This window comes from Sphingomonas sp. Leaf32, assembly GCF_001421765.1.
GTDB lineage: Bacteria > Pseudomonadota > Alphaproteobacteria > Sphingomonadales > Sphingomonadaceae > Sphingomonas.
This window is the reverse complement of record NZ_LMLA01000001.1, coordinates 380781-399776: the sequence shown is the minus strand read 5'-3', so window position 1 is coordinate 399776 and position 18996 is coordinate 380781. Positions and strand designations below refer to the sequence as shown.

Annotated in this window: 19 protein-coding genes and 1 other RNA gene; 13 read left to right on the top strand and 7 right to left on the bottom strand. The window is 67.2% G+C overall.

Features of this window, described 5'->3' with window-relative positions:
- The first annotated feature begins 81 nt into the window (after positions 1–81).
- A complete protein-coding gene (mscL, locus tag ASE83_RS01880; protein WP_055786713.1) occupies positions 82–546 on the top strand; it encodes a large conductance mechanosensitive channel protein MscL in 465 nt (154 codons plus the stop codon).
- A gap of 117 nt (positions 547–663) precedes the next feature.
- Here mscL and ASE83_RS01875 read toward each other — a convergent pair whose 3' ends face one another.
- A complete protein-coding gene (locus ASE83_RS01875; protein WP_055759141.1) occupies positions 664–1095 on the bottom strand; it encodes an RrF2 family transcriptional regulator in 432 nt (143 codons plus the stop codon).
- 44 nt (positions 1096–1139) lie between these two features.
- On the opposite strand from ASE83_RS01875, the gene ssrA reads away from it, so the two are divergent.
- Together ssrA and ASE83_RS01870 are read left to right on the top strand one after the other, a co-directional pair.
- Positions 1140–1486: a transfer-messenger RNA gene (gene ssrA / locus ASE83_RS17990) on the top strand.
- Between the two features lie 225 nt (positions 1487–1711).
- A complete protein-coding gene (locus ASE83_RS01870) occupies positions 1712–2485 on the top strand; it encodes a TSUP family transporter (protein ID WP_055786716.1) in 774 nt (257 codons plus the stop codon).
- Between the two features lie 211 nt (positions 2486–2696).
- Here the strand turns inward: ASE83_RS01870 and ASE83_RS01865 are convergent, their stop codons facing one another.
- The gene (locus tag ASE83_RS01865) at positions 2697–3806 is read right to left on the bottom strand and encodes a glycosidase (RefSeq protein ID WP_055786717.1); all 1110 of its coding nucleotides are present in this window, start codon (positions 3804–3806) and stop codon (positions 2697–2699) included.
- A complete protein-coding gene (locus tag ASE83_RS01860) occupies positions 3803–4096 on the bottom strand; it encodes a chorismate mutase (protein ID WP_055786720.1) in 294 nt (97 codons plus the stop codon). The genes ASE83_RS01865 and ASE83_RS01860 overlap by 4 nt, the downstream gene beginning before the upstream one ends.
- A 133-nt stretch (positions 4097–4229) precedes the next feature.
- Here ASE83_RS01860 and ASE83_RS01855 point away from each other — a divergent pair, with 133 nt between their 5' ends.
- Both ASE83_RS01855 and ASE83_RS01850 read left to right on the top strand, forming a co-directional pair.
- A complete protein-coding gene (locus tag ASE83_RS01855; protein WP_055757384.1) occupies positions 4230–5243 on the top strand; it encodes a polyprenyl synthetase family protein in 1014 nt (337 codons plus the stop codon).
- A 95-nt stretch (positions 5244–5338) separates the two neighbouring features.
- Positions 5339–5731 carry a hypothetical protein gene (locus ASE83_RS01850; RefSeq protein WP_055786723.1) on the top strand — a complete coding sequence of 131 codons (393 nt, stop codon included), beginning with the start codon at positions 5339–5341 and terminating at the stop codon, positions 5729–5731.
- Positions 5732–6270: 539 nt separating this feature from the next.
- On the opposite strand, the gene ASE83_RS01845 is transcribed toward ASE83_RS01850, so the two are convergent.
- On the bottom strand, positions 6271–7299 hold the full coding sequence (locus ASE83_RS01845) for an NAD(P)H-dependent flavin oxidoreductase (protein WP_055786726.1): 1029 nt from the start codon (positions 7297–7299) through the stop codon (positions 6271–6273).
- Between the two features lie 47 nt (positions 7300–7346).
- On the opposite strand from ASE83_RS01845, the gene ASE83_RS01840 reads away from it, so the two are divergent.
- Positions 7347–7763, top strand: coding sequence for a secondary thiamine-phosphate synthase enzyme YjbQ (locus ASE83_RS01840; protein WP_055787701.1), 417 nt, complete (start codon positions 7347–7349; stop codon positions 7761–7763).
- 141 nt (positions 7764–7904) lie between these two features.
- On the opposite strand, the gene ASE83_RS01835 is transcribed toward ASE83_RS01840, so the two are convergent.
- Entirely contained in the window at positions 7905–9152 is a 1248-nt protein-coding gene (locus ASE83_RS01835) for an aspartate kinase (protein ID WP_055786730.1), read from the bottom strand.
- A 53-nt stretch (positions 9153–9205) separates the two neighbouring features.
- Here ASE83_RS01835 and ubiG point away from each other — a divergent pair, with 53 nt between their 5' ends.
- The gene (ubiG, locus tag ASE83_RS01830) at positions 9206–9973 is read left to right on the top strand and encodes a bifunctional 2-polyprenyl-6-hydroxyphenol methylase/3-demethylubiquinol 3-O-methyltransferase UbiG (protein WP_082443211.1); all 768 of its coding nucleotides are present in this window, start codon (positions 9206–9208) and stop codon (positions 9971–9973) included.
- 204 nt (positions 9974–10177) lie between these two features.
- Here the strand turns inward: ubiG and ASE83_RS01825 are convergent, their stop codons facing one another.
- Positions 10178–10723 (bottom strand): hypothetical protein, encoded by a 546-nt coding sequence (locus ASE83_RS01825; RefSeq protein ID WP_055786733.1) that lies wholly within the window; start codon positions 10721–10723, stop codon positions 10178–10180.
- 113 nt (positions 10724–10836) lie between these two features.
- On the opposite strand from ASE83_RS01825, the gene ASE83_RS01820 reads away from it, so the two are divergent.
- Positions 10837–11253, top strand: a complete 417-nt coding sequence (locus tag ASE83_RS01820) for a DUF1810 domain-containing protein (RefSeq protein WP_055786736.1) — start codon at positions 10837–10839, stop codon at positions 11251–11253.
- A gap of 1 nt (position 11254) precedes the next feature.
- Here ASE83_RS01820 and ASE83_RS01815 read toward each other — a convergent pair whose 3' ends face one another.
- Positions 11255–12415: a PQQ-dependent sugar dehydrogenase gene (locus ASE83_RS01815; RefSeq protein ID WP_200921848.1), complete on the bottom strand. Its 1161-nt coding sequence runs from the start codon at positions 12413–12415 to the stop codon at positions 11255–11257.
- A 187-nt stretch (positions 12416–12602) separates the two neighbouring features.
- Here ASE83_RS01815 and rimP point away from each other — a divergent pair, with 187 nt between their 5' ends.
- The 5 genes from rimP to ASE83_RS01790 are packed head-to-tail and all read left to right on the top strand — an operon-like array spanning position 12603 to position 18994.
- Positions 12603–13163: a ribosome maturation protein RimP gene (gene rimP, locus ASE83_RS01810; RefSeq protein ID WP_055786739.1), complete on the top strand. Its 561-nt coding sequence runs from the start codon at positions 12603–12605 to the stop codon at positions 13161–13163.
- A gap of 1 nt (position 13164) precedes the next feature.
- A complete protein-coding gene (gene nusA, locus ASE83_RS01805; protein ID WP_055786742.1) occupies positions 13165–14787 on the top strand; it encodes a transcription termination factor NusA in 1623 nt (540 codons plus the stop codon).
- Positions 14732–15523: a DUF448 domain-containing protein gene (locus ASE83_RS01800; RefSeq protein WP_200921849.1), complete on the top strand. Its 792-nt coding sequence runs from the start codon at positions 14732–14734 to the stop codon at positions 15521–15523. The genes nusA and ASE83_RS01800 overlap by 56 nt, the downstream gene beginning before the upstream one ends.
- A 4-nt stretch (positions 15524–15527) precedes the next feature.
- Positions 15528–18392, top strand: a complete 2865-nt coding sequence (gene infB, locus ASE83_RS01795; RefSeq protein WP_055786743.1) for a translation initiation factor IF-2 — start codon at positions 15528–15530, stop codon at positions 18390–18392.
- 56 nt (positions 18393–18448) lie between these two features.
- Complete coding sequence (locus tag ASE83_RS01790; protein WP_055786746.1) at positions 18449–18994, top strand: hypothetical protein; 546 nt, start codon at positions 18449–18451, stop codon at positions 18992–18994.
- Positions 18995–18996: the final 2 nt, after the last annotated feature.

Below are 18996 nucleotides of genomic sequence, written 5' to 3'. Positions count from 1 at the left end.
GTCGTCCCACCCGATGCTTGCCTAACCCCACCGTATCGAAGCAGTATGACGCCCTCAAGCGGCGAAGACAGGGAGGGAATCATGTCGATGCTCAAGGAGTTCCGCACGTTCGTCGCGCGCGGCAACGTGCTCGACCTCGCGGTCGGGGTCATCATCGGTGCGGCGTTCGGGACCATCACCAAATCGCTGACCGACGACATGATCATGCCGGTCATCGGCTGGCTGTTCGGCGGGTTCGATTTTTCCAGCTATTTCGTGACGCTGGGACCGATCCCGGCGACGTATAAGGGCAGCCCCGACAACTATACCGCGCTGAAGGAAGCCGGCGTACCGCTGTTCGGCTATGGGCAGTTCATCAGCGTGGTCATCAACTTCGTGATCCTCGCCTTCATCGTGTTCCTGCTGGTGAAGTTCGTGAACCGCGCGATCGCGACGGTGCATCAGGAACAGAAGACCGGTGACGTCCCGCCCGCTGCCGACCCGCCCGAAGTGGCGCTGCTGCGCGAGATCCGCGACGAATTGCGGGCGGGGAAGGCCAAGGAATGACTTTCTCCCCTCCCTGAAAGGGAGGGGCCGGGGGTGGGTAGGGTCGTGGCAGGCACTATCGGTCCCTCGCAGGCCGACCCACCCCAACCCCTCCCTGCCAGGGAGGGGCAGTGGCGCCTATGCCGCCGCCAGTTCCTGCGCCGCCGCCGCGGCGAGGCTGGTGCCGTCGAGGATGCGCGCGGTTTCGTCCCGCACCCGCGCCATCGCGTGGCGGATCGCACAGCTCGCCTCGTCCTTGCAGTCGCCGCACGGGCGGTACGCGGTACGGCTGACGCAGGGGACCAGTGCTAGCGGCCCTTCGATCACGCGGATGATTTCACCCAGCGAGATCAGGTGCGCAGGGCGCGCGAGGTGGTATCCGCCCGCCTTGCCGCGCGTCGACGACAGGAACCCCGCCTCGCGCAGGTCGGCCAGGATCAGTTCGAGGAACTTGCGCGGCACGTTCGCGGCGGTGGCGATGCGGTGCATCGGCATCGGCGCCTCGCCGGCGGGTTGTTCGGCCAGGAACAGCATCGCGCGAAGCGCATAGCGGGAACGCTGGGTCAGCATGATCCCACCGCCCATGCCACCGCATCGCATCCAAGGGAAGTCCGCTTCTTTTCAAAGCGCGAACAAGCGCCTATATCCCCGGTTGCCGGCTTCCAGCCGGCTATGACGATAAATTGCGGCGTGCAATAGATGCAGCGGACCCGGGGGCAGTACCCGGCGGCTCCACCATAAGGTGGTGTTTCTGGACACCGTTTCTGACGGGGCCGAACCAGGATCGACGTGTGTTGAAAAGCGCTGTTTTCGTTCGGAATGGGACCACCGCAACGGCCCATACACACAAGTGCCAACGATAACGAAGCACTCGCGATTGCGGCGTAACTAAGGGCCTCACGGCCTGAAGTTACTCTAAAATAGCGCGGTTGGACCGAACCGGGCAACAGAATCGGATTCCAGCGGTACGGGGAGCACCGGGCAACAGAAGCTCCCCACCTTTTCCTAAAACCCTGTCGTCATTCCCGCGAAGGCGGGAATCCATACCCCAGGCCGTTGCGGCTCTATCGTCAGCGTTGGCGTCAATGGATTCCCGCCTTCGCGGGAATGACGATGGGCAATGGATTAGGCAGGTACCGCGAAGCCGCCTTCCGCGATCACCGTCCCGCCGCTAAGCCGGCGTCCCATGGAACTCGACCTCATCGCCCTGCTCATGCTGGTCGCCTTCTGCGCCGGCACCATCGACGCGATGGCGGGCGGCGGGGGGCTTATCACCATTCCCGCCCTGCTCGCCGCCGGGGTGCCGCCGGTCATGGCGCTTGGCACCAACAAGCTGCAAAGCGCGTTCGGCACCGCCGGCGCGACCTTCGCCTTCTGGCGCAAGGGGCATATCGACCTGCGCCGGTCGTGGTGGCTGGCGCTTGCCTCGTTCGGCGGGGCAGGGGTGGGGGCCGCGCTGGTGCAGATGATCGACCCGCGGTTTCTTGCCGGGCTGCTGCCGATCCTGCTGGTGGCGATGGCGCTGTACTTCCTGTTCGGGCCGCGCCTGTCCGATGTCGATACCCATGTCCGCCTGGCCCCCGCCGGGCTGCTGCTCGCGGTGGCCGGCATCGGCACCTATGACGGCTTCTTCGGTCCGGGCACCGGGTCCTTCTTCACGCTGCTGCTCGTCACCGCCGCCGGCATGGGCGCGACGCGGGCGGTGGCGCATACCAAGCTGCTGAACCTCGCCAGCAACCTGGCCGGCCTGGCGGTGCTGGTCGCGGGCGGCCATGTGTGGTGGGTACTCGGGCTGTCGATGGCGGTCGCGAGCGTGGCGGGCGGACAGCTCGGCGCGGCGCTCGCCATCCGCTTCGGCGGCCGCGCGATCCGCCCGCTGCTGGTCGTCGTGTCGCTCGCGCTGACGGTGAAGCTGGTGGCGGACCCGGCCAATCCGCTCAGGGTCTGGCTGGGGGTGTAGAACAACTTCCGCCGACGCCGTTCGTCCTGAGTAGCCATTGAGCAAAGTCGAAATGGCGTATCGAAGGACCGCTTGAGGCATGTGCTTCGATACGAGCCTTCGACTTCGGTGCGTAGCACAGAAGCCTGTCCTGAGCGCCTGCCGCAGGCAGGCAGTAGAAGGGCTCAGTCTCTACTCAGCACGAACGGTTTTTGCTCAAAACGGATAGCAGTCAGTCCAGCCGCGCGCCTGCCACCCGCGTCAACCGGCACGCCAGGTCCGCCTCGCCCGACGCCACGATCCAGTCGTCGCCGTCGGCCACGATGCCGGTCGTGAACACCACCGGCTGCGGCAGATACGCCTGGTGCGCGATCGGCGCGATCAGCGCGGAGGCCGCCTCCAGCACCGGCCGCGTCTCATCGCGCTCCAGCACCCAGGCGGCATCGGCATCGATCAGCGCGCGATAGGTGCGATACACCCCCACCGCGCCCTGCTTCTCGACGCCGTGATACAGCATCATCCACCCGCGCTTCGTCCGCACTGGCGGGGTGCCGCCACCCAGCTTGTAGGCGGCCGCACCCTTCAACGGCCGCAGCGTCGGTTCCGCCAGCGGCCGCCAGTGCAGCATGTCGGGTGAGGTCGCAAGGTTGATGCTCGGCCCGCTGCCCTCTGCCGCATCGGGCGCCGCGACGAACCACGCATCCGACAGCGGCCGTGTCAGCGACACATAGCGGTCGCCGACCCGCCCCTCGAACGGCACCATGTCCTTGTTGCCATGGTCCAGCACGATTCCCTGCGATCGCCAGTCATACCCGTCCGACGACCGGTACATCACGGTACATAGCCGCCCGCCCGACACGCCGCACACCGTCATCCAGTACACGCCGTCGATCGCCACGATGCGCGGGTCCTCAATGCCGTACTGGGCGTAAGGCCCCGACGGCTCCACCGCGCGGTCGTAATGCACCGCCACCACCCGCTGCCCGTCCGCCGACAGCTCGACCGGCAGCAGCCATGACAGAGAGGTGAGGCCGAGGAACGGATAGGACCCGCCCTTCAACGAAAAGAAGCGCGGATCGCTGACATCCGCCGCGTCCGCCGGAAACGCATCGAGCACATAGCCGCCGGCCGTCCAGCGGATCGACCGCACATGGCCGTCGCGCACCGGTTCGCGCAGCGCCTCGGCCACCCGCACCAGCAGCAGCAGGTTGCCGTTCGGCAACCGCGTCAGCGCCGGATTGAACGCGCCCAGCACATAGGTCGGCTCGGCGATGTCGCGCCTGAGCGGTGATCGCGCCAGATCGACATCGTCGGGGGCGAAGACGATCCGGTCGTCGCTCACCGCGCCGCCCCGTCGTCCTGCAGCGACTGGTGATGGCGAATCACCTCGTCGATGATGAAGCGCAGGAACTTCTCGGAGAACTCCGGGTCGAGGTCGGCATCGCGCGCCAGCGCGCGCAGCCGCGCGATCTGCGCGTCCTCGCGGCCCGGATCGGCGGGGGGCAGGCCGTTCTCCGCCTTGTAATGCCCGACCGCCTGGGTGACCTTGAACCGCTCGGCGAGCAGGAAGACCAGCGCCGCATCGATATTGTCGATGCTCTGGCGGAACCGTTGCAGCGTCGCGTCGGGCATGGCGTCCTCTTTTCTTGCAACCGCGCGCACGGCGGAAAGTGCGTGCGGTCCGCCCCTTTCGCGCGACGGGACGGGCGGCGCAACCCCGCCTTTCCCTTGCGTTCGGCCGTCCGAACCGCCACATCGCTGGGACATGACGGCTACCCTGCACCGCCTCGACAAGCGGACCGACCCCTCCCTCGATCCGCTGATGGCGTTGGTCGCCGACGACATGAACCGTGTGAACGCGGTCATCCTCGACCGGATGCAGTCGAAGATTCCGCTGATCCCCGAACTGGCCGGTCACCTGATCGCCGGCGGGGGCAAGCGGATGCGCCCGATGCTGACGCTCGCGAGCGCCCGGCTGATCGGTTACGGCGGCACCCGCCATCACCTGTTATCGGCGGCGGTCGAGTTCATCCATACCGCGACGCTGCTGCACGACGATGTGGTCGACGGGTCCGACCTGCGCCGGGGCAAGCGTACCGCCAACATCATCTGGGGCAATCCCGCCAGCGTGCTGGTCGGCGACTTCCTGTTTTCCAAGAGCTTCGAACTGATGGTCGAGGCGGAAAGCCTGAAGGCGCTGCGCGTCCTGTCGGGCGCGTCGGCGGTGATCGCCGAAGGGGAAGTGAACCAGCTGACCGCGATCCGCCGGATCGACACGCCCGAGGATCGCTATCTCGACATCATCGGGGCCAAGACCGCCGCGCTGTTCGCCGCCGCGTGCCGCATCGCCGCGATCGTCGCCGACCGGTCGGACGCCGACGAAGCCGCGCTCGACGCCTATGGCCGCAACCTCGGCATCGCGTTCCAGCTGGTCGACGATGCGATCGATTACGTGTCCGATGCGGATACCATGGGCAAGGATGCCGGCGACGATTTCCGCGAGGGCAAGATGACCCTGCCGGTCATCCTCGCCTATGCGCGCGGTGACGAGGAATCACGTGCCTTCTGGCGCGACGCGGTATCGGGCAAGCGCGCGAGCGACGCCGATCTGGCGCACGCCATCACCCTGATCCGATCGACCCGCGCGGTCGACGACACGCTGGCACGTGCCCGTCATTATGGCCAGCGGGCGATCGATGCGATCGGGCGCTTCCCGAACGGTCCGGCGAAGGATGCGATGATCGAAGCGGTCGAGTTCGCGATCCGTCGGGCCTACTGATCGGATACGATTCGGCAGGAAACGCTTTATAAACAATATCCTGTGACACTTTATGCCGCGCACGACGCTGTGCGCCGCCATTTCACAGGACGCCCATGCGCATCGCCGACGATCCCGCCTTTCGCGGAGTCATCACCTCCGCACCGTGGATGCTCGATTTCGCCCTGCTCGGCCATTGGGACCTCGGCACCGTCCAGCGCTTCGGCGCGGCGCTGCGTGAGGCGGTGACCCGGTTGCCGGGGCTGGGCGTGCGTCCGGGGGAGCAGGTCGCGCTGTTCGACATCACCGGCTTCGCGGTCCAGTCGCCCGACGTTCTGGCCGCCATCGGCGAGATCGCCGACCGGTCGCGTACGACCTCGCGCAAGATCGCACTGATCCGTAACAGCGCCTTGCTGTCGATGCAGGTGAAACGTGCGCTCCCGCACCTGCCGATGTTCGATTCCCGTGAGGAAGCACTGGTGTGGCTGCGCGAGGAAGAAGCGGCCTGAGCCGGATCGGCGTTCAACCGCGGAAGCACCAGAAATTGGAATTTCACGCGGAGGCGCGGAGGTGTCGTGCACGGGCTGACCGCAGGACTGACTACCGACCGTGCCAACATCTTCGCGTCGACGCAGCGCGTACCGCTTTACGTCACGCGTCGGTCCCCGCGTCCTCCGCGCGAACCTTCTTCGTTCTTCGCTTCGCGGCGTCGCGCGGACATTGAATGTCGATCGGTTCCAAGTCCCTCCCCGTCACCCCGGACTTGATCCGGGGTCCCGCTTCTTCCTTGGCGGCGGTCGAAGCGGCAAGGATTCCCCCGCCTCGCACGTCATCCCGGCGTAGGCCGGGATCTCCCGGTGACGGCACGCGGCAGGAGCCGCAAGAAGCCCCAGTCTGCGCCGGGGTGACGTCAAGCGGCGAACCACTTTCCTACATGCCGCCACCCTGCCAACCTACGGCCACGCTCTTTCGCATCGTGACCGCACCCGGCATAGAAACACCCGCGCCACGAAACCGCGGCAAGTGTGAACTTAGTGAACTTTGGGCTTCACGCCGCCCGCTTTTCCAGCGCCTGCGCGGCTTCCGCCATCAGCGTGGCGATGATCTCGGCCGCCGGTTCTTCCTTCGTGACCATGCCGACCGACTGCCCGGCCATCAGGCTGCCATGCTCGACATCGCCATCAATCACCGCACGGCGCAGCGCGCCCGCCCAATAATGTTCGATCTGCAACTGCGCCTCGGCCATCGCCACGCTGCCTTCGTCCAGCAACTGCGCGACTTCGCGCTGCTTGGCGGTGAATTGCTCGCCGCCGGCATTCTTCAGCGCGCGCACCGGGATGACCGGCAGGCGCGGGTCGATCTGCACGCTCGCCACCGCGTCGCGGGCGGAGGCACGCAGAAACGCCTTCTTGAACGCCGGATGCGCGATCGATTCGGTCGCGCAGACGAACCGGGTGCCGAGCTGCACGCCCGCCGCGCCCATATCCAGATAGCCGGCGATCGCCTCGCCCCGGCCGATTCCGCCCGCGACGAACACCGGCACCTGCGCCGCGACCTCGGGCAGCATTTCCTGCGCCAGCACGCTGGTGGAGACGGGGCCGATATGGCCGCCGGCCTCCATCCCCTCGATCACCAGCGCGTCGGCACCGCTGCGGATCAGCTTCTTGGCGAGCGCCAGCGCGGGGGCGAAGGCGATGACCTTGGCCCCGGTCGCCTTGATCGCCTCCAGCGACCCCTTGGGCGGCAGGCCGCCGGCCAGCACGACATGGGTAACGCCGTGGCGCCCACACACCTCGATCAGGTCGAACAGCGCCGGGTGCATGGTGATGAGGTTCACGCCGAACGGCTTGTCCGTCAGCGCCTTCGTCCCCGCGATCTCGGCATCCAGCAGCTCGGGCGTCATCGCCCCGCAGGCGATCACGCCGAACCCGCCGGCGTTGGAGATGGCGGCGACGAGGTTGCGCTCGCTCACCCACGACATCGCGCCGCACAGGATCGCGGTCTCGCTGCCCAGAAAGTCACGGCCGCGCGCCATGCGGCGCTCCAGGCGCTCGGCGCCGATCGATGCGTTGGTCATGGCTCCGCCTAGCGCGGGGCGACCGCTTCGGGCAAGCAGGGACGATGATGCGACAGGAACATGGCGAACTGGTGGTCGTCACCAACGGGCAGGGGCTGGTCCTCATCACCGGACAGGTGCGGCACTGGGTCGAATCGACCGGCATCGCCGACGGGTTGCTCACCCTGTTCTGCCGCCACACCTCGGCATCGCTGCTGGTGCAGGAAAATACCAGCGAGACGGCGCGCGACGACCTCGAACGCTATTTCCGCCACATCGCCCCCGAAAGTGATCGCTACGCCCATGACGAGGAGGGGGCGGACGACATGCCGGCGCATCTGCGCACCGCACTGACCGGCGTATCGCTGTCGATTCCCGTGGTCGGCCACCGCCCGGTGCTGGGCATCTGGCAGGGCATCTACCTGTTCGAACACCGCCGCGCCGCGCATCGGCGACGAGTAGCGGTACACCTGATGGGGGAGTAAATCCTCCCCGGCACGGGGAAGGGGACCAGCGCAGCTGGTGGAGGGGGGCGTCGGCGTCCACACCGGTCGCGTTGCGCGGCCAACCCCCTCCACCACCGCTGCGCGGCGGTCCCCCTCCCCGTGCCGGGGAGGATCTGAAAGTCAGCCCTCGGCGTCCAGCCCGTAGGCGGTGTGCAGCACGCGCACCGCCAGTTCGGTATAATCCTCCTCGATCAGCACGCTGACCTTTATCTCCGACGTGGTGATCGCCTGGATATTGATGCCGCGATCGGCCAGCGCGGTGAACATGGTGGAGGCGACGCCGGCATGGCTGCGCATCCCCACGCCCACCACCGATACCTTGGCGACGCGGGTATCGTGCAGCACCTTCTGGAACCCGATGTCGGTCTTCGCCTTTTCCAGCGTGTCGAGCGCACGGGCTAGTTCGGCCGCCGGCACGGTGAAGGTGACGTCGGTCGATCCGGTCGAATGGGCGATGTTCTGCACGATCATGTCGACGTTGATGCCGGTGCCCGCCAGCGGCGCGAAGATCGATGCCACCGCGCCGGGGCGGTCGGGCACCGCGACCAGCGTGATCTTCGCCTCGTTCTTGTCGTGGGCGATACCGGTGATGAGCTGCCGTTCCATGTCCGTCACTTCCTCTTCGCCGACGATCAGCGTTCCACGATAGCCGTCCTCGTCGCGGGTATCGTCGAACGACGACAGCACGCGCACGCGGACCTTTTCCTTCATTGCCAGCCCGACCGAGCGGGTCTGGAGTACCTTTGCCCCGACCGAGGCGAGTTCGAGCATTTCCTCGTACGTCACCCGCGCCAGCTTGCGCGCGCGCGGCACGATGCGCGGGTCGGTGGTATAGACGCCGTCGACATCGGTGTAGATGTCGCAGCGATCGGCCTGCATCGCCGCCGCCATTGCCACCGCCGACGTGTCCGACCCGCCACGCCCCAGCGTGGTGATGCGGTTGGCGTCGGTCACGCCCTGGAACCCGGGGATCACCGCCACCTCGCCGCGCGCCAGCGATTCGTCGAGCGCGGTGGTGTCGATCGATTCGATCCGGGCGGTCGCGTGCGCGTCGCTGGTGCGGATCGGCAATTGCCAGCCCAGCCACGAACGCGCCGGCACGCCGATCGCCTGCAATGCGATCGCCAGCAGCCCGCTGGTCACCTGTTCGCCCGACGCCACCACCGCATCATATTCGCGTGGGTCGTACAGCGCCGATGCCTCGCGACAGAAGCCAACCAGCCGGTCGGTGTCGCCGGCCATCGCCGACACGACCACCGCGACCTGGTTGCCGGCCTCGACCTCGCGCTTCACGCGGGCGGCGACGCTGCGAATACGTTCGATCCCCGCCATCGAGGTGCCACCGAACTTCATCACGATCCGCGCCATGCGTTTTGCCATTCATCCTTGGGGGGAATGGCGGCGGCTGATAGGAGAGCGCCATGACGAACGCAAGCAACGCAATCTTTATGTCCGAAAAAGACGTGGCCGCGCAATCAAGCGTCGTGGCACGCGAAGCCGCCCATTTCGGCGAGATGGCCGCCGACTGGTGGAACCCCAAGGGCAGCTCGGCGATGCTCCACCGGCTGAACCCGGTGCGCCTGTCGTTCGTGCGCGCGGCGATCGATTCGCACTGGGACGGCGATGCGGCGGGCTTCACCCCCCTGGCCGGAAAGACCGTGCTGGACGTCGGCTGCGGTGCGGGGCTGCTCGCCGAGCCGCTCGCCCGGCTGGGCGGACAGGTGACCGGTGTCGACGCCGCGCCGGAAAATATCGGTGCCGCCGCCGCCCATGCCGCGCAGGGCGGTCTCTCGATCGAGTATCTGGCGGGCGGCGTGGAAGCGATCGCCGGGCGGCAGTTCGACCTCGTGACATCTCTGGAGGTGATCGAGCATGTCGCCGACCCTGCCGCCTTTGCGCGCGGGCTGGCCGATGCGGTGGCACCCGGCGGGCTGCTGGTCGTGTCGACCCCCAACCGCACCGCGCTGTCGCGACTCGCGATGATCGCGGTGGCGGAGGGGCTGGGCATGATCCCGCGCGGCACCCATGACTGGGACCGCTTCCTGACCCCCGACGAATTGACCGCTCATCTGCGCGCGGCGGGCATGACGGTATCGCCGCCCAGCGGCCTGTCCTTTTCGGCGGCGCGCGGCTTCACCCTGTCGGACGATCTATCGCTCGACTATTTCCTGGCGGCGACGCGGGGCTAGGCGTTTGCCATTCCCGCCCCCGTTCGTGCTGAGTAGGGGCTGAGTCCTTCGACTGCCTGTCTGCGGCAGGCGCTCAGGACAGGCTTCGGTCCTACGCACCGAAGTCGAAGACCCGTATCGAAGTACCATGGCCCAGGTCCTTCGATACGCCCCTTCGACTTCGCTCAGTGGCTACTCAGGACGAACGGTCGCGCATTTTTCGCCTCACTTCTTGTCGAGGTTGATGATGAACAGCGGACCGAATTCGAAGGTCTGCTTGCCCGTCGCCAGCTGCAGTGACGCCGACAGATCACCTGCGGCATAGTCGCGATCCGCGCGACCCGCGACCTGCAGGAACTCGAACTGGTCGCCGACCTCGACCGGCTGGCCGAGGATGCCGGTATAGGGGGCCTTGGCCAACTGGATCGACGCGTTGGCGATCTTCGCCTTCGTTCCCGGCGCCATGCCCGTCGCCCGTGCGTGGAAGGCGAGGACGAGGCGGTCGCCCTTCGCCACCGGCTGGGTCGTCGGCGACGACAGCGATATCTTCCACGGGTCCTTGTCCGCCGCCGGTATCGCGACGCGCAGCGCCTTGCCGCCGTCGACCCCCTTCACCCGCACGACCGGCGGCGGCGTCGGCAGGCCGAACACGCTCAGGCTGGCGGGCAGCGGTGCGTTGATGACCTTCGCAGCGAAATCCTCGGCGCTCTGTGCGACCACCGGCGCGGCAACCACGGCGACCAATGCGGCCACCATCCAGCTTTTGTGCATAACCCCTCCCAAGGCTTTTTTGTGCGGACGATGCTAATCGCATCTGCCCAGTCCGATCAACCGTCAACGTTGTCAGAATTTGCAGTTCGCGCCGGCCATCCCATGTCGGTGGCATGACCGATCCGCTCCGCCGCTTCGTCGATGCCCAGCGCGACAGCTACGCCACGGCGCTCGCCGAACTGCGCGCCGGGGCCAAGCGTGGCCATTGGATGTGGTTCATCTTTCCGCAGATCGCCGGACTGGGGTCGAGCGCGATGGCGCGGCAGTACGCCATCGCCGACCGGGGCGAGGCGATGGCCTATCTGGCGCATCCGTTGCTGGCCGCGCGGCTGGTCGAATCGGCCGAGGCGCTGTTGACCCACCCTGGCCGGGACATCGTGTCGATCCTCGGGGCGATCGACGCGATGAAGCTGCGATCGTCGATGACCCTGTTCGAAGCGGCGTTGGATGGCGGCGAACCGGTCTTCGCCGCCATCCTCGATACCTTTTATGCCGGGGAGCGCGACCCGGCGACGCTCGCTCGCCTGTAGGTCAACTCTGCGGCGTGAGCTTCAGCAGCTTCGCACCCGCCCCGTCCTGGAGCACCCAGATCGCACCGTCCGGCCCTTCCTCGACCTCGCGGATGCGGGCGTTCATCGGCCACTGGTCGCCCTTGGCGGCATTGGTGCCGTTGACGTCGACCCGGACCAGTGCCTCGCTCGACAGCCCGCCGATGAACAGGTCGCCGGCATATTGCGGGAACAGCTTGCCCGAATAGACGATCAGCCCGCCCGGCGAGATCACCGGGTTCCATGCGACCTTGGGCGCTTCCAGGTCGGGGCGGGTGCTGTGGCGCGGGATCGGCCGGCCGTCATAATGATCGCCCTCCGACACCAGAGGATAGCCATAGTTGCGCCCGGCGACGATCAGATTGACCTCGTCGCCGCCCTTCGGCCCCATCTCCTGCTCCCACAAATTGCCCTGCCGGTCGAAGGCGATGCCCAGCAGGTTGCGATGGCCGTACGACCACACCGCCGGGTGGAACCCCTTCGCGGTCAGCCCCGGATCGCCCGCCGGCTTGCCGTCCAGTGTCAGGCGCAGCACCTTGCCCAATGTCGCCTTGGGGTCCTGCGCCGGATCGAATTTCTGCCGCTCGCCATTGGTGAAGAACAGGTGCTGGCCATCGGGGGCAAAGGCGATGCGGCCCGAATAATGGCCGTCGCCGCTGACGAACGGGGTTGCGCGGAACAGCTCGCTGATCCCGGTCACCCGGTTGCCGTCGAGCACGCCGCGCGCCAACACCACGCCCTTGCCCCCGTCGCCCGCGACCGAATAGCTCAGATACACGCGTCGGCTGCTCGTGAAATCGGGCGCGAGGACCACGTCCATCAACCCGCCTTGCCCGGCCGAGTCGACGGGGATCGTGGCGGCGGTCGTCTTCTGGCTGCCATCGGCGCTGACCAGCAGCAGCGTGCCGCCCTTTTCGGTCACCAGCATCCGCCCGTCGGGCAGGAAGGTCATCGCCCATGGCGCATTCAACGTTGCCATCTCACGGGTCGCGAACGGCACGCCGCCGGTCGGGGTGGTGGCGGTCGGTGTGGGCGTCGGGGTGGCGGTCGGCGCGGGGGACACCGTGCCCGGCGCGTCGCTACCGCCGCCATTGCACGCGACCAGCAGCATCGCGGCGGGAATCAGCGCATGGATCGGCAACATCGGGGAAATCCTCTCGAAAGCATCGTTCTTGCCTACGGCAACGCGCCGCGGGGCAGGACCGATCCGGCGCCCCTTGCCGGGACATGGTTTTTTACATATATGAGCGTTGCTTCCTCGACATCGCCAACGTGCCGAGGCCGGTTCCGACAGGGACCGGCAACGAAGCGGCGCATCTGATGGAGACGGCATGGCGGATATCGCCGAACTGACGCGACTGATCGAACCCGAGGCCAAGGCGCTCGGGTTCGCGCTGGTGCGCGTGAAGATGATCGGCGGCAAGTCGGACCCGACGTTGCAGGTGATGGCCGAACGGCCCGACACGCGCCAGCTGACCATCGACGACTGCGCCGAACTGTCGCGCCGCATCTCCGACCTGATGGACGAGAAGGATCCGATCGAGGAGGCATATCGGCTGGAGGTATCGTCGCCCGGCATCGACCGGCCGCTGACGCGCCTCGCCGATTACGACGACTGGAAGGGGTTCGAGGCGCGCGTGACGCTCGACGCGCCGATCGACAATCGCAAGCAGCTGACCGGCATCCTGCTCGGTACGGACGGCGAGCAGGTCAGCATCGACGTGCGCAAGCATAAGGCGATGACCGTACCCTTCGCCGCGGTCGTCGATGCGAAGCTCCTCATTACCGATGCCTTGCTGAAGGCGACCGCGCCCCTCTCCGCCGAGGGTGCCGATGAATTTGAAGACGAACCTGCCGACGACGAACCGGCTGACGCAGAAGGACTGAACTGACATGGCCACCGCCGTCACCGCCAACCGAGCGGAACTGATCGCGATCGCGAATGCGGTCGCATCGGAAAAAATGATCGACAAGGCCATCGTGATCGAGGCGATGGAAGACGCGATCCAGCGCGCCGCCAAGACGCGCTACGGGTCGGAAAACGACATCCGTGCCAAGCTCGATCCGAACACCGGCGACCTGCGCCTGTGGCGCGTGCTCGAAGTCACCGAGCTGGTCGACGACCATTTCAAGCATATCGGTGAGAAGGACGCGCAGCGGCTGCAGAAGGGCGCCGTCGTCGGCGACTATATCGTCGATCCGCTGCCCCCGATCGAATTCGGCCGCATCCAGGCGCAGGCATCGAAGCAGGTCATCCTGCAAAAGGTCCGCGACGCCGAGCGCGAGCGCCAGTTCGAGGAGTTCAAGGACCGCCAGGGTGAGATCATCACCGGCGTCGTCAAGCGTGTCGAGTTCGGTCATGTCGTGGTCGATCTCGGCCGGGCCGAAGGCGTCATCCGCCGCGACCAGCAGATTCCGCGCGAAGCGGTGCGTGTCGGCGACCGCGTCCGCTCGCTGATCCTAAACGTCCGCCGCGAAAACCGCGGGCCGCAGATCTTCCTCAGCCGCGCGCACCCCGACTTCATGAAGAAGCTGTTCGCGCAGGAAGTGCCCGAAATCTACGACGGCATCATCGAGATCAAGGCAGCGGCCCGCGACCCCGGTTCGCGCGCCAAGATCGGCGTCATCTCGCATGACGGCTCGATCGATCCGGTCGGCGCCTGCGTCGGCATGAAGGGCAGCCGCGTGCAGGCCGTCGTGCAGGAAATGCAGGGCGAAAAGATCGACATCATCCCGTGGTCGCCCGACACGGCGACCTTCGTCGTCAACGCGCTCCAGCCGGCGAACGTCGCCCGCGTCGTTCTTGACGAGGAAGAGGACCGGATCGAGGTCGTCGTGCCCGACGATCAGCTCAGCCTCGCCATCGGTCGTCGCGGCCAGAATGTCCGTCTCGCCAGCCAGCTGACCGGCAAGGCGATCGACATCCTGACCGAAGCCGATGCGTCGGAGAAGCGTCAGAAGGAATTCATCGAACGCTCCGGCATGTTCGAGAAGGAACTGGACGTCGACGAGACGCTGGCGCAGCTGCTGGTCGCCGAAGGCTTTGGCGAGCTGGAAGAGGTCGCCTATGTCGAGATCGAGGAACTGGCCGGCATCGAGGGCTTCGACGAAGACCTGGCGCAGGAGCTGCAAAGCCGTGCGCAGGAAGCGATGGAGCGTCGCGAACAGGCTGCCCGCGAAGAGCGTGCCGCGCTCGGCGTCGAGGATGCGCTGGCCGAGCTGCCCTATCTGACCGAAGCGATGCTGGTCACGCTCGGCAAGGCGGGCATAAAGACGCTCGACGACCTCGCCGACTTGGCGACCGATGAACTGGTCGAAAAGAAGAAGGCCGAACCCCGCCGTCGCGGCGACGACGCCCCGAAGCGCGAAGCGCCCAAGGGCGGCATCTTGGCCGAATATGGCTTGAGCGACGAACAGGGGAACGAGATCATCATGGCCGCCCGCGCCCATTGGTTCGCCGATGAAGACGCGGCGACCGAGACTTCGGAGGACGCCGTTGCGGAATCCGAACAATGACACCGCGCGGCTGACCGAAGGCCCGGAGCGCAGCTGCATCCTGTCGCGTGAGCATGGCTCGCGCGACGGGCTGGTGCGGCTTGCCCTGTCCCCGGATGGGGACATCCTCCCCGATGTACGCGCCAAGGCTCCCGGCCGTGGCGCGTGGATCGGCGTGACCCGGGCCGAGCTGGAAACGGCGATGGCGAAGGGGCGGCTAAAGGGCGCGTTGGCGAGGGCGTTCAAGGGCGCCGTGCTGACGATCCCTGCCGACCTGCCGCAGTTGATCGCGGAGGCGCTACGGCGTCACGCGCTCGACCGGCTGGGGCTGGAGGCGAAGTCCGGCTATGTCGTCATCGGCGGCACGGCGATCGAGAAATCGGCACGCGGTGGCAAGCTGTACGCGCTGTACCATGCGTCCGACGCTGCCGCCGATGGTGCCGGCAAACTGGCGCAGGCATGGCGCGTCGGGACCGATGACGAAGGTTCCGGGCGCAGGGGATTGGCATTGCCGGTCCCACGCACCATATTGTCATTGGCGCTTGGGCGCGAAAATGTGGTACATGTCGGCCTGACCGACGCACGGGCGGCACAGCGAGCCAATGACGCGCTGTCCCGCTGGCTGCACTTTATCGGACCCGAACCTATCCCTGCGGCTTGCGAAACACCTTCGCAGGGCGCATCGACCGCGCAATTTTCCGGCATGGACGATGCCGGTCACCTGGGCGTCGACCAATTGAAGCAGGACTCTGAGTAACCGGATGAGCGACATCGACAACGACAAGCCGAAGCTGGGCACCCGCGCGCCGCTCGGCCTCAAGCGCACCGTGGAGACCGGCAAGGTGAAGCAGAGCTTCAGCCATGGCCGCTCCAATACGGTGGTCGTGGAGGTGAAGCGCCGCCGCGTGCTCGGCCGTCCCGGCGAGGAACAGCAGGGCACCGAGCAGCAGGCAGCGCCCGAGGCGGCGGCACCCGCCCCGCAGCGTGCGCCCACGCCCGCCCCGGCAGCCCCCGCGCCGCGTGCCGCCGCCAGCAACAATGCCGGCCTGTCGCGGCTCGAGCTGCAGGCCAAGCTGCTGCGCGAGGCCGAAGAGGCCCGCATGAACGCGGCCGAGGAACATCGTCGTCGCGACGAACGGATCGCGCGCGAAGTCGCCGAGGCCGAACGGACCCGCGTCGAGGAAAAGGCCCGTGCCGCCGCAGAGCCTGCGACTCCGGCCCCCGCTCCCGAGCCGGCCCCGGTTGCGGAAACGCCTGTGCGCGCGCCGAAGCCGGTGGAGGCCGCACCGACGCCCGCGCCGGAGCCGACGCCTGCTCCCGCACCGGTCGAGGCGAAGCCTGCGCCGGAACCGGTCGCGGAAACGCCGGCCCCTGCGCCGACGCCCGCACCTGCTCCGGTCGAGACGAAGCCTGCCCCGGCACCGGTGCGCGCCGCGCCGCGTCCGGCCCCCGCGCCGGCACCGCAGCCGATCGTCCTGACCGCCGACCCCAACCGGCCGGCGCCGCGTCGCTTCACGCCCGTGCAGCGTCCGGAAATTCCCAAGCCGCAACCCAAGCCCGAGCCGGCCCCCGCGCCTGCCGCTGCTGCCGCCACTACGACGGCGGCTGCCCGTCCGGCCGCTGGTGGCCAGGCCGCGCGTCCGACGCCGTCGGGCACCGGTCAGGCGACGCCGCGTCGCAACGAACCGGCGCGCGGTGCCGCACCATCGCGCGACCGCAAGGGCGACGATCGTCGCCAGTCGGGCAAGCTGACCGTCACCCGTGCGCTGGGGGATGACGGGGCGCGTTCGCGCAGCCTCGCCGCGCTCAAGCGGGCGCGCGAAAAGGAAAAGCGTGGCTTTGGCGGCCCGCGCGAACCGCAGATCAAGCAGGTCCGCGACGTGCAGGTGCCGGAAACGATCACCGTGCAGGAACTCGCCAACCGCATGGCGGAAAAGGGCGCGGACCTGGTAAAGACGCTGTTCAAGATGGGTTCGCCCGTCACGATGACGCAGACGATCGATCAGGACACCGCCGAACTGCTGGTGACCGAATTCGGCCACAACATCGTCCGCGTCAGCGACTCGGACATCGATCTGGCACTGGATACGGAGGAGGATGCGGTCGAGGCACTGCGTCCGCGTCCGCCGGTCGTCACGATCATGGGTCACGTCGACCACGGCAAGACCTCGCTGCTCGACGCGCTGCGTGGGACCGATGTCGTGCGGGGTGAGGCCGGTGGCATCACCCAGCATATCGGCGCCTATCAGGTGACGATGAAGGACAAGTCGAAGATCACCTTCCTCGACACGCCCGGCCACGAAGCGTTCAGCGAGATGCGCGCGCGTGGTGCCGACGTGACCGACATCGTGATCCTCGCGGTTGCGGCTGATGACGGGCTGATGCCGCAGACGATCGAGGCGATCCATCACACCCGTGCCGCCGGCAAGCCGATGATCGTCGCGATCAACAAGGTCGACAAGCACGAGGCGAACCCGCAGCGTATCCGCGAACGCCTGCTCGAACATGACGTGCAGGTCGAGGAAATGGGCGGCGAAACCCAGGACGTCGAGGTGTCGGCGCTCAAGAAGACCGGCCTTGAGGAACTGATCGAAAAGATCCAGCTCCAGGCCGAACTGCTCGAGCTGCAGGCTAACCCCGATCGCGCCGCCGAAGGCAGCGTGATCGAGGCGAAGCTCGACAAGGGCCGTGGTCCGGTCGCGACCGTGCTGGTCCGTCGCGGTACGCTGAAGGTCGGCGACGTGTTCGTCGTCGGCGCGGAAAGCGGCAAGGTCCGTGCGCTGATCGACGACAAGGGGCGTCAGGTGAAGGAAGCCGGTCCGTCGACTCCGGTCGAGGTGCTCGGCCTGTCGGGCGTGCCGATGGCGGGCGATCCGCTGCAGGTCGTCGAGAGCGAGGCACGTGCCCGCGAGGTCGCCGAATATCGTCAGGGCGTGCTGCTCCAGAAGCGCACGACCCAGGCACCGGCCAGCCTCGAGAGCATGTTCTCGGCGCTCAAGTCGAAGCAGGCGATCGAATATCCGCTGGTGGTCAAGGCCGATACGCAAGGGTCGGTCGAGGCCATTGTCGGGTCGCTCAACAAGATTTCGACCGACGATATCCGGGTGCGCATCCTGCATTCGGGCGTCGGCGGCATCACCGAGAGCGACGTGACGCTGGCGGCCGCCTCGGGCGCGCCGATCATCGGCTTCAACACCCGCCCGAATGCCAAGGCGCGCGAGATCGCCGAGCGGAACAAGGTGGCGTTGAAATATTACGACGTCATCTACACGCTGACCGACGATATTCGTGCGGGCATGGCCGGTACCTTGGGGCCGGAAGCGTTCGAAACGGTCGTCGGCCGTGCCGAAATCCGCGAGGTCTTCTCGGCGGGCAAGCATGGCCGCGCCGCCGGTCTGCTGGTCGTCGAAGGGATCATCCGCAAGGCGCTCAAGGCACGCATCACGCGCAACGACGTCATCATCTATCAGGGTGAGATCGCGTCGCTGCGTCGCTTCAAGGACGATGTCCCCGAAGTGCGGGCGGGGCTGGAATGCGGTGTCACGTTCACGCAGAACTTCACCGACATCAAGGCGGGCGACTTCCTTGAAACCTACGAAGTCGAACTGCGCGATCGCACGCTGTGAGTAACGGGCGGCAGGGGGCAACCCTTGCCGCCACGCTCCGGCCCCGGCTGCGCTTAGTGGCGGCATGGGTGGTCGGCGGGGCGGCGGCGCTGTTCGTCGCCAACCTCCTTTCCTATTGGGCGATTCCCGTCGTCGCGGCCGTGCTGGCGCTATGCTGGCTGGCGCTGCTGATCGACGGTTTGGTGCGAAGCTGGCGATTGCGCGCGGCGGGAATACCGGCGTTGTTGCCGGTTTTCGTGCCGATCAACGCGCTGCCTTTCGCCGCGTTCCTGGCAAGCCATGCGCTCTATTGGTCGCATGTCGCGCCGTCATGGTGGCTGCTGCGATCGGAGCGTAGCGCGTTCGACCGGGCGCTGACCGGCGGCCCCGCGCCCATCGGTGTCGCTATCGTCGAACAGGCAGGCCCACGCCGGGCCTTCACGACCGTGATCGATCCGCTCGGAAGCTGGGCGGCGATCGTCCACGATCCCATCGACCGCATGGCCTCCGCGCGCGGCTGGAACGGCGGGCCGGTCGCCGCCGACATTGCGAACGTGTTCGGTAACAACACCATCTGGTGCCAGCGACTCGACAGCCACTGGTTCCACTGTCAATTCGGTTAGAT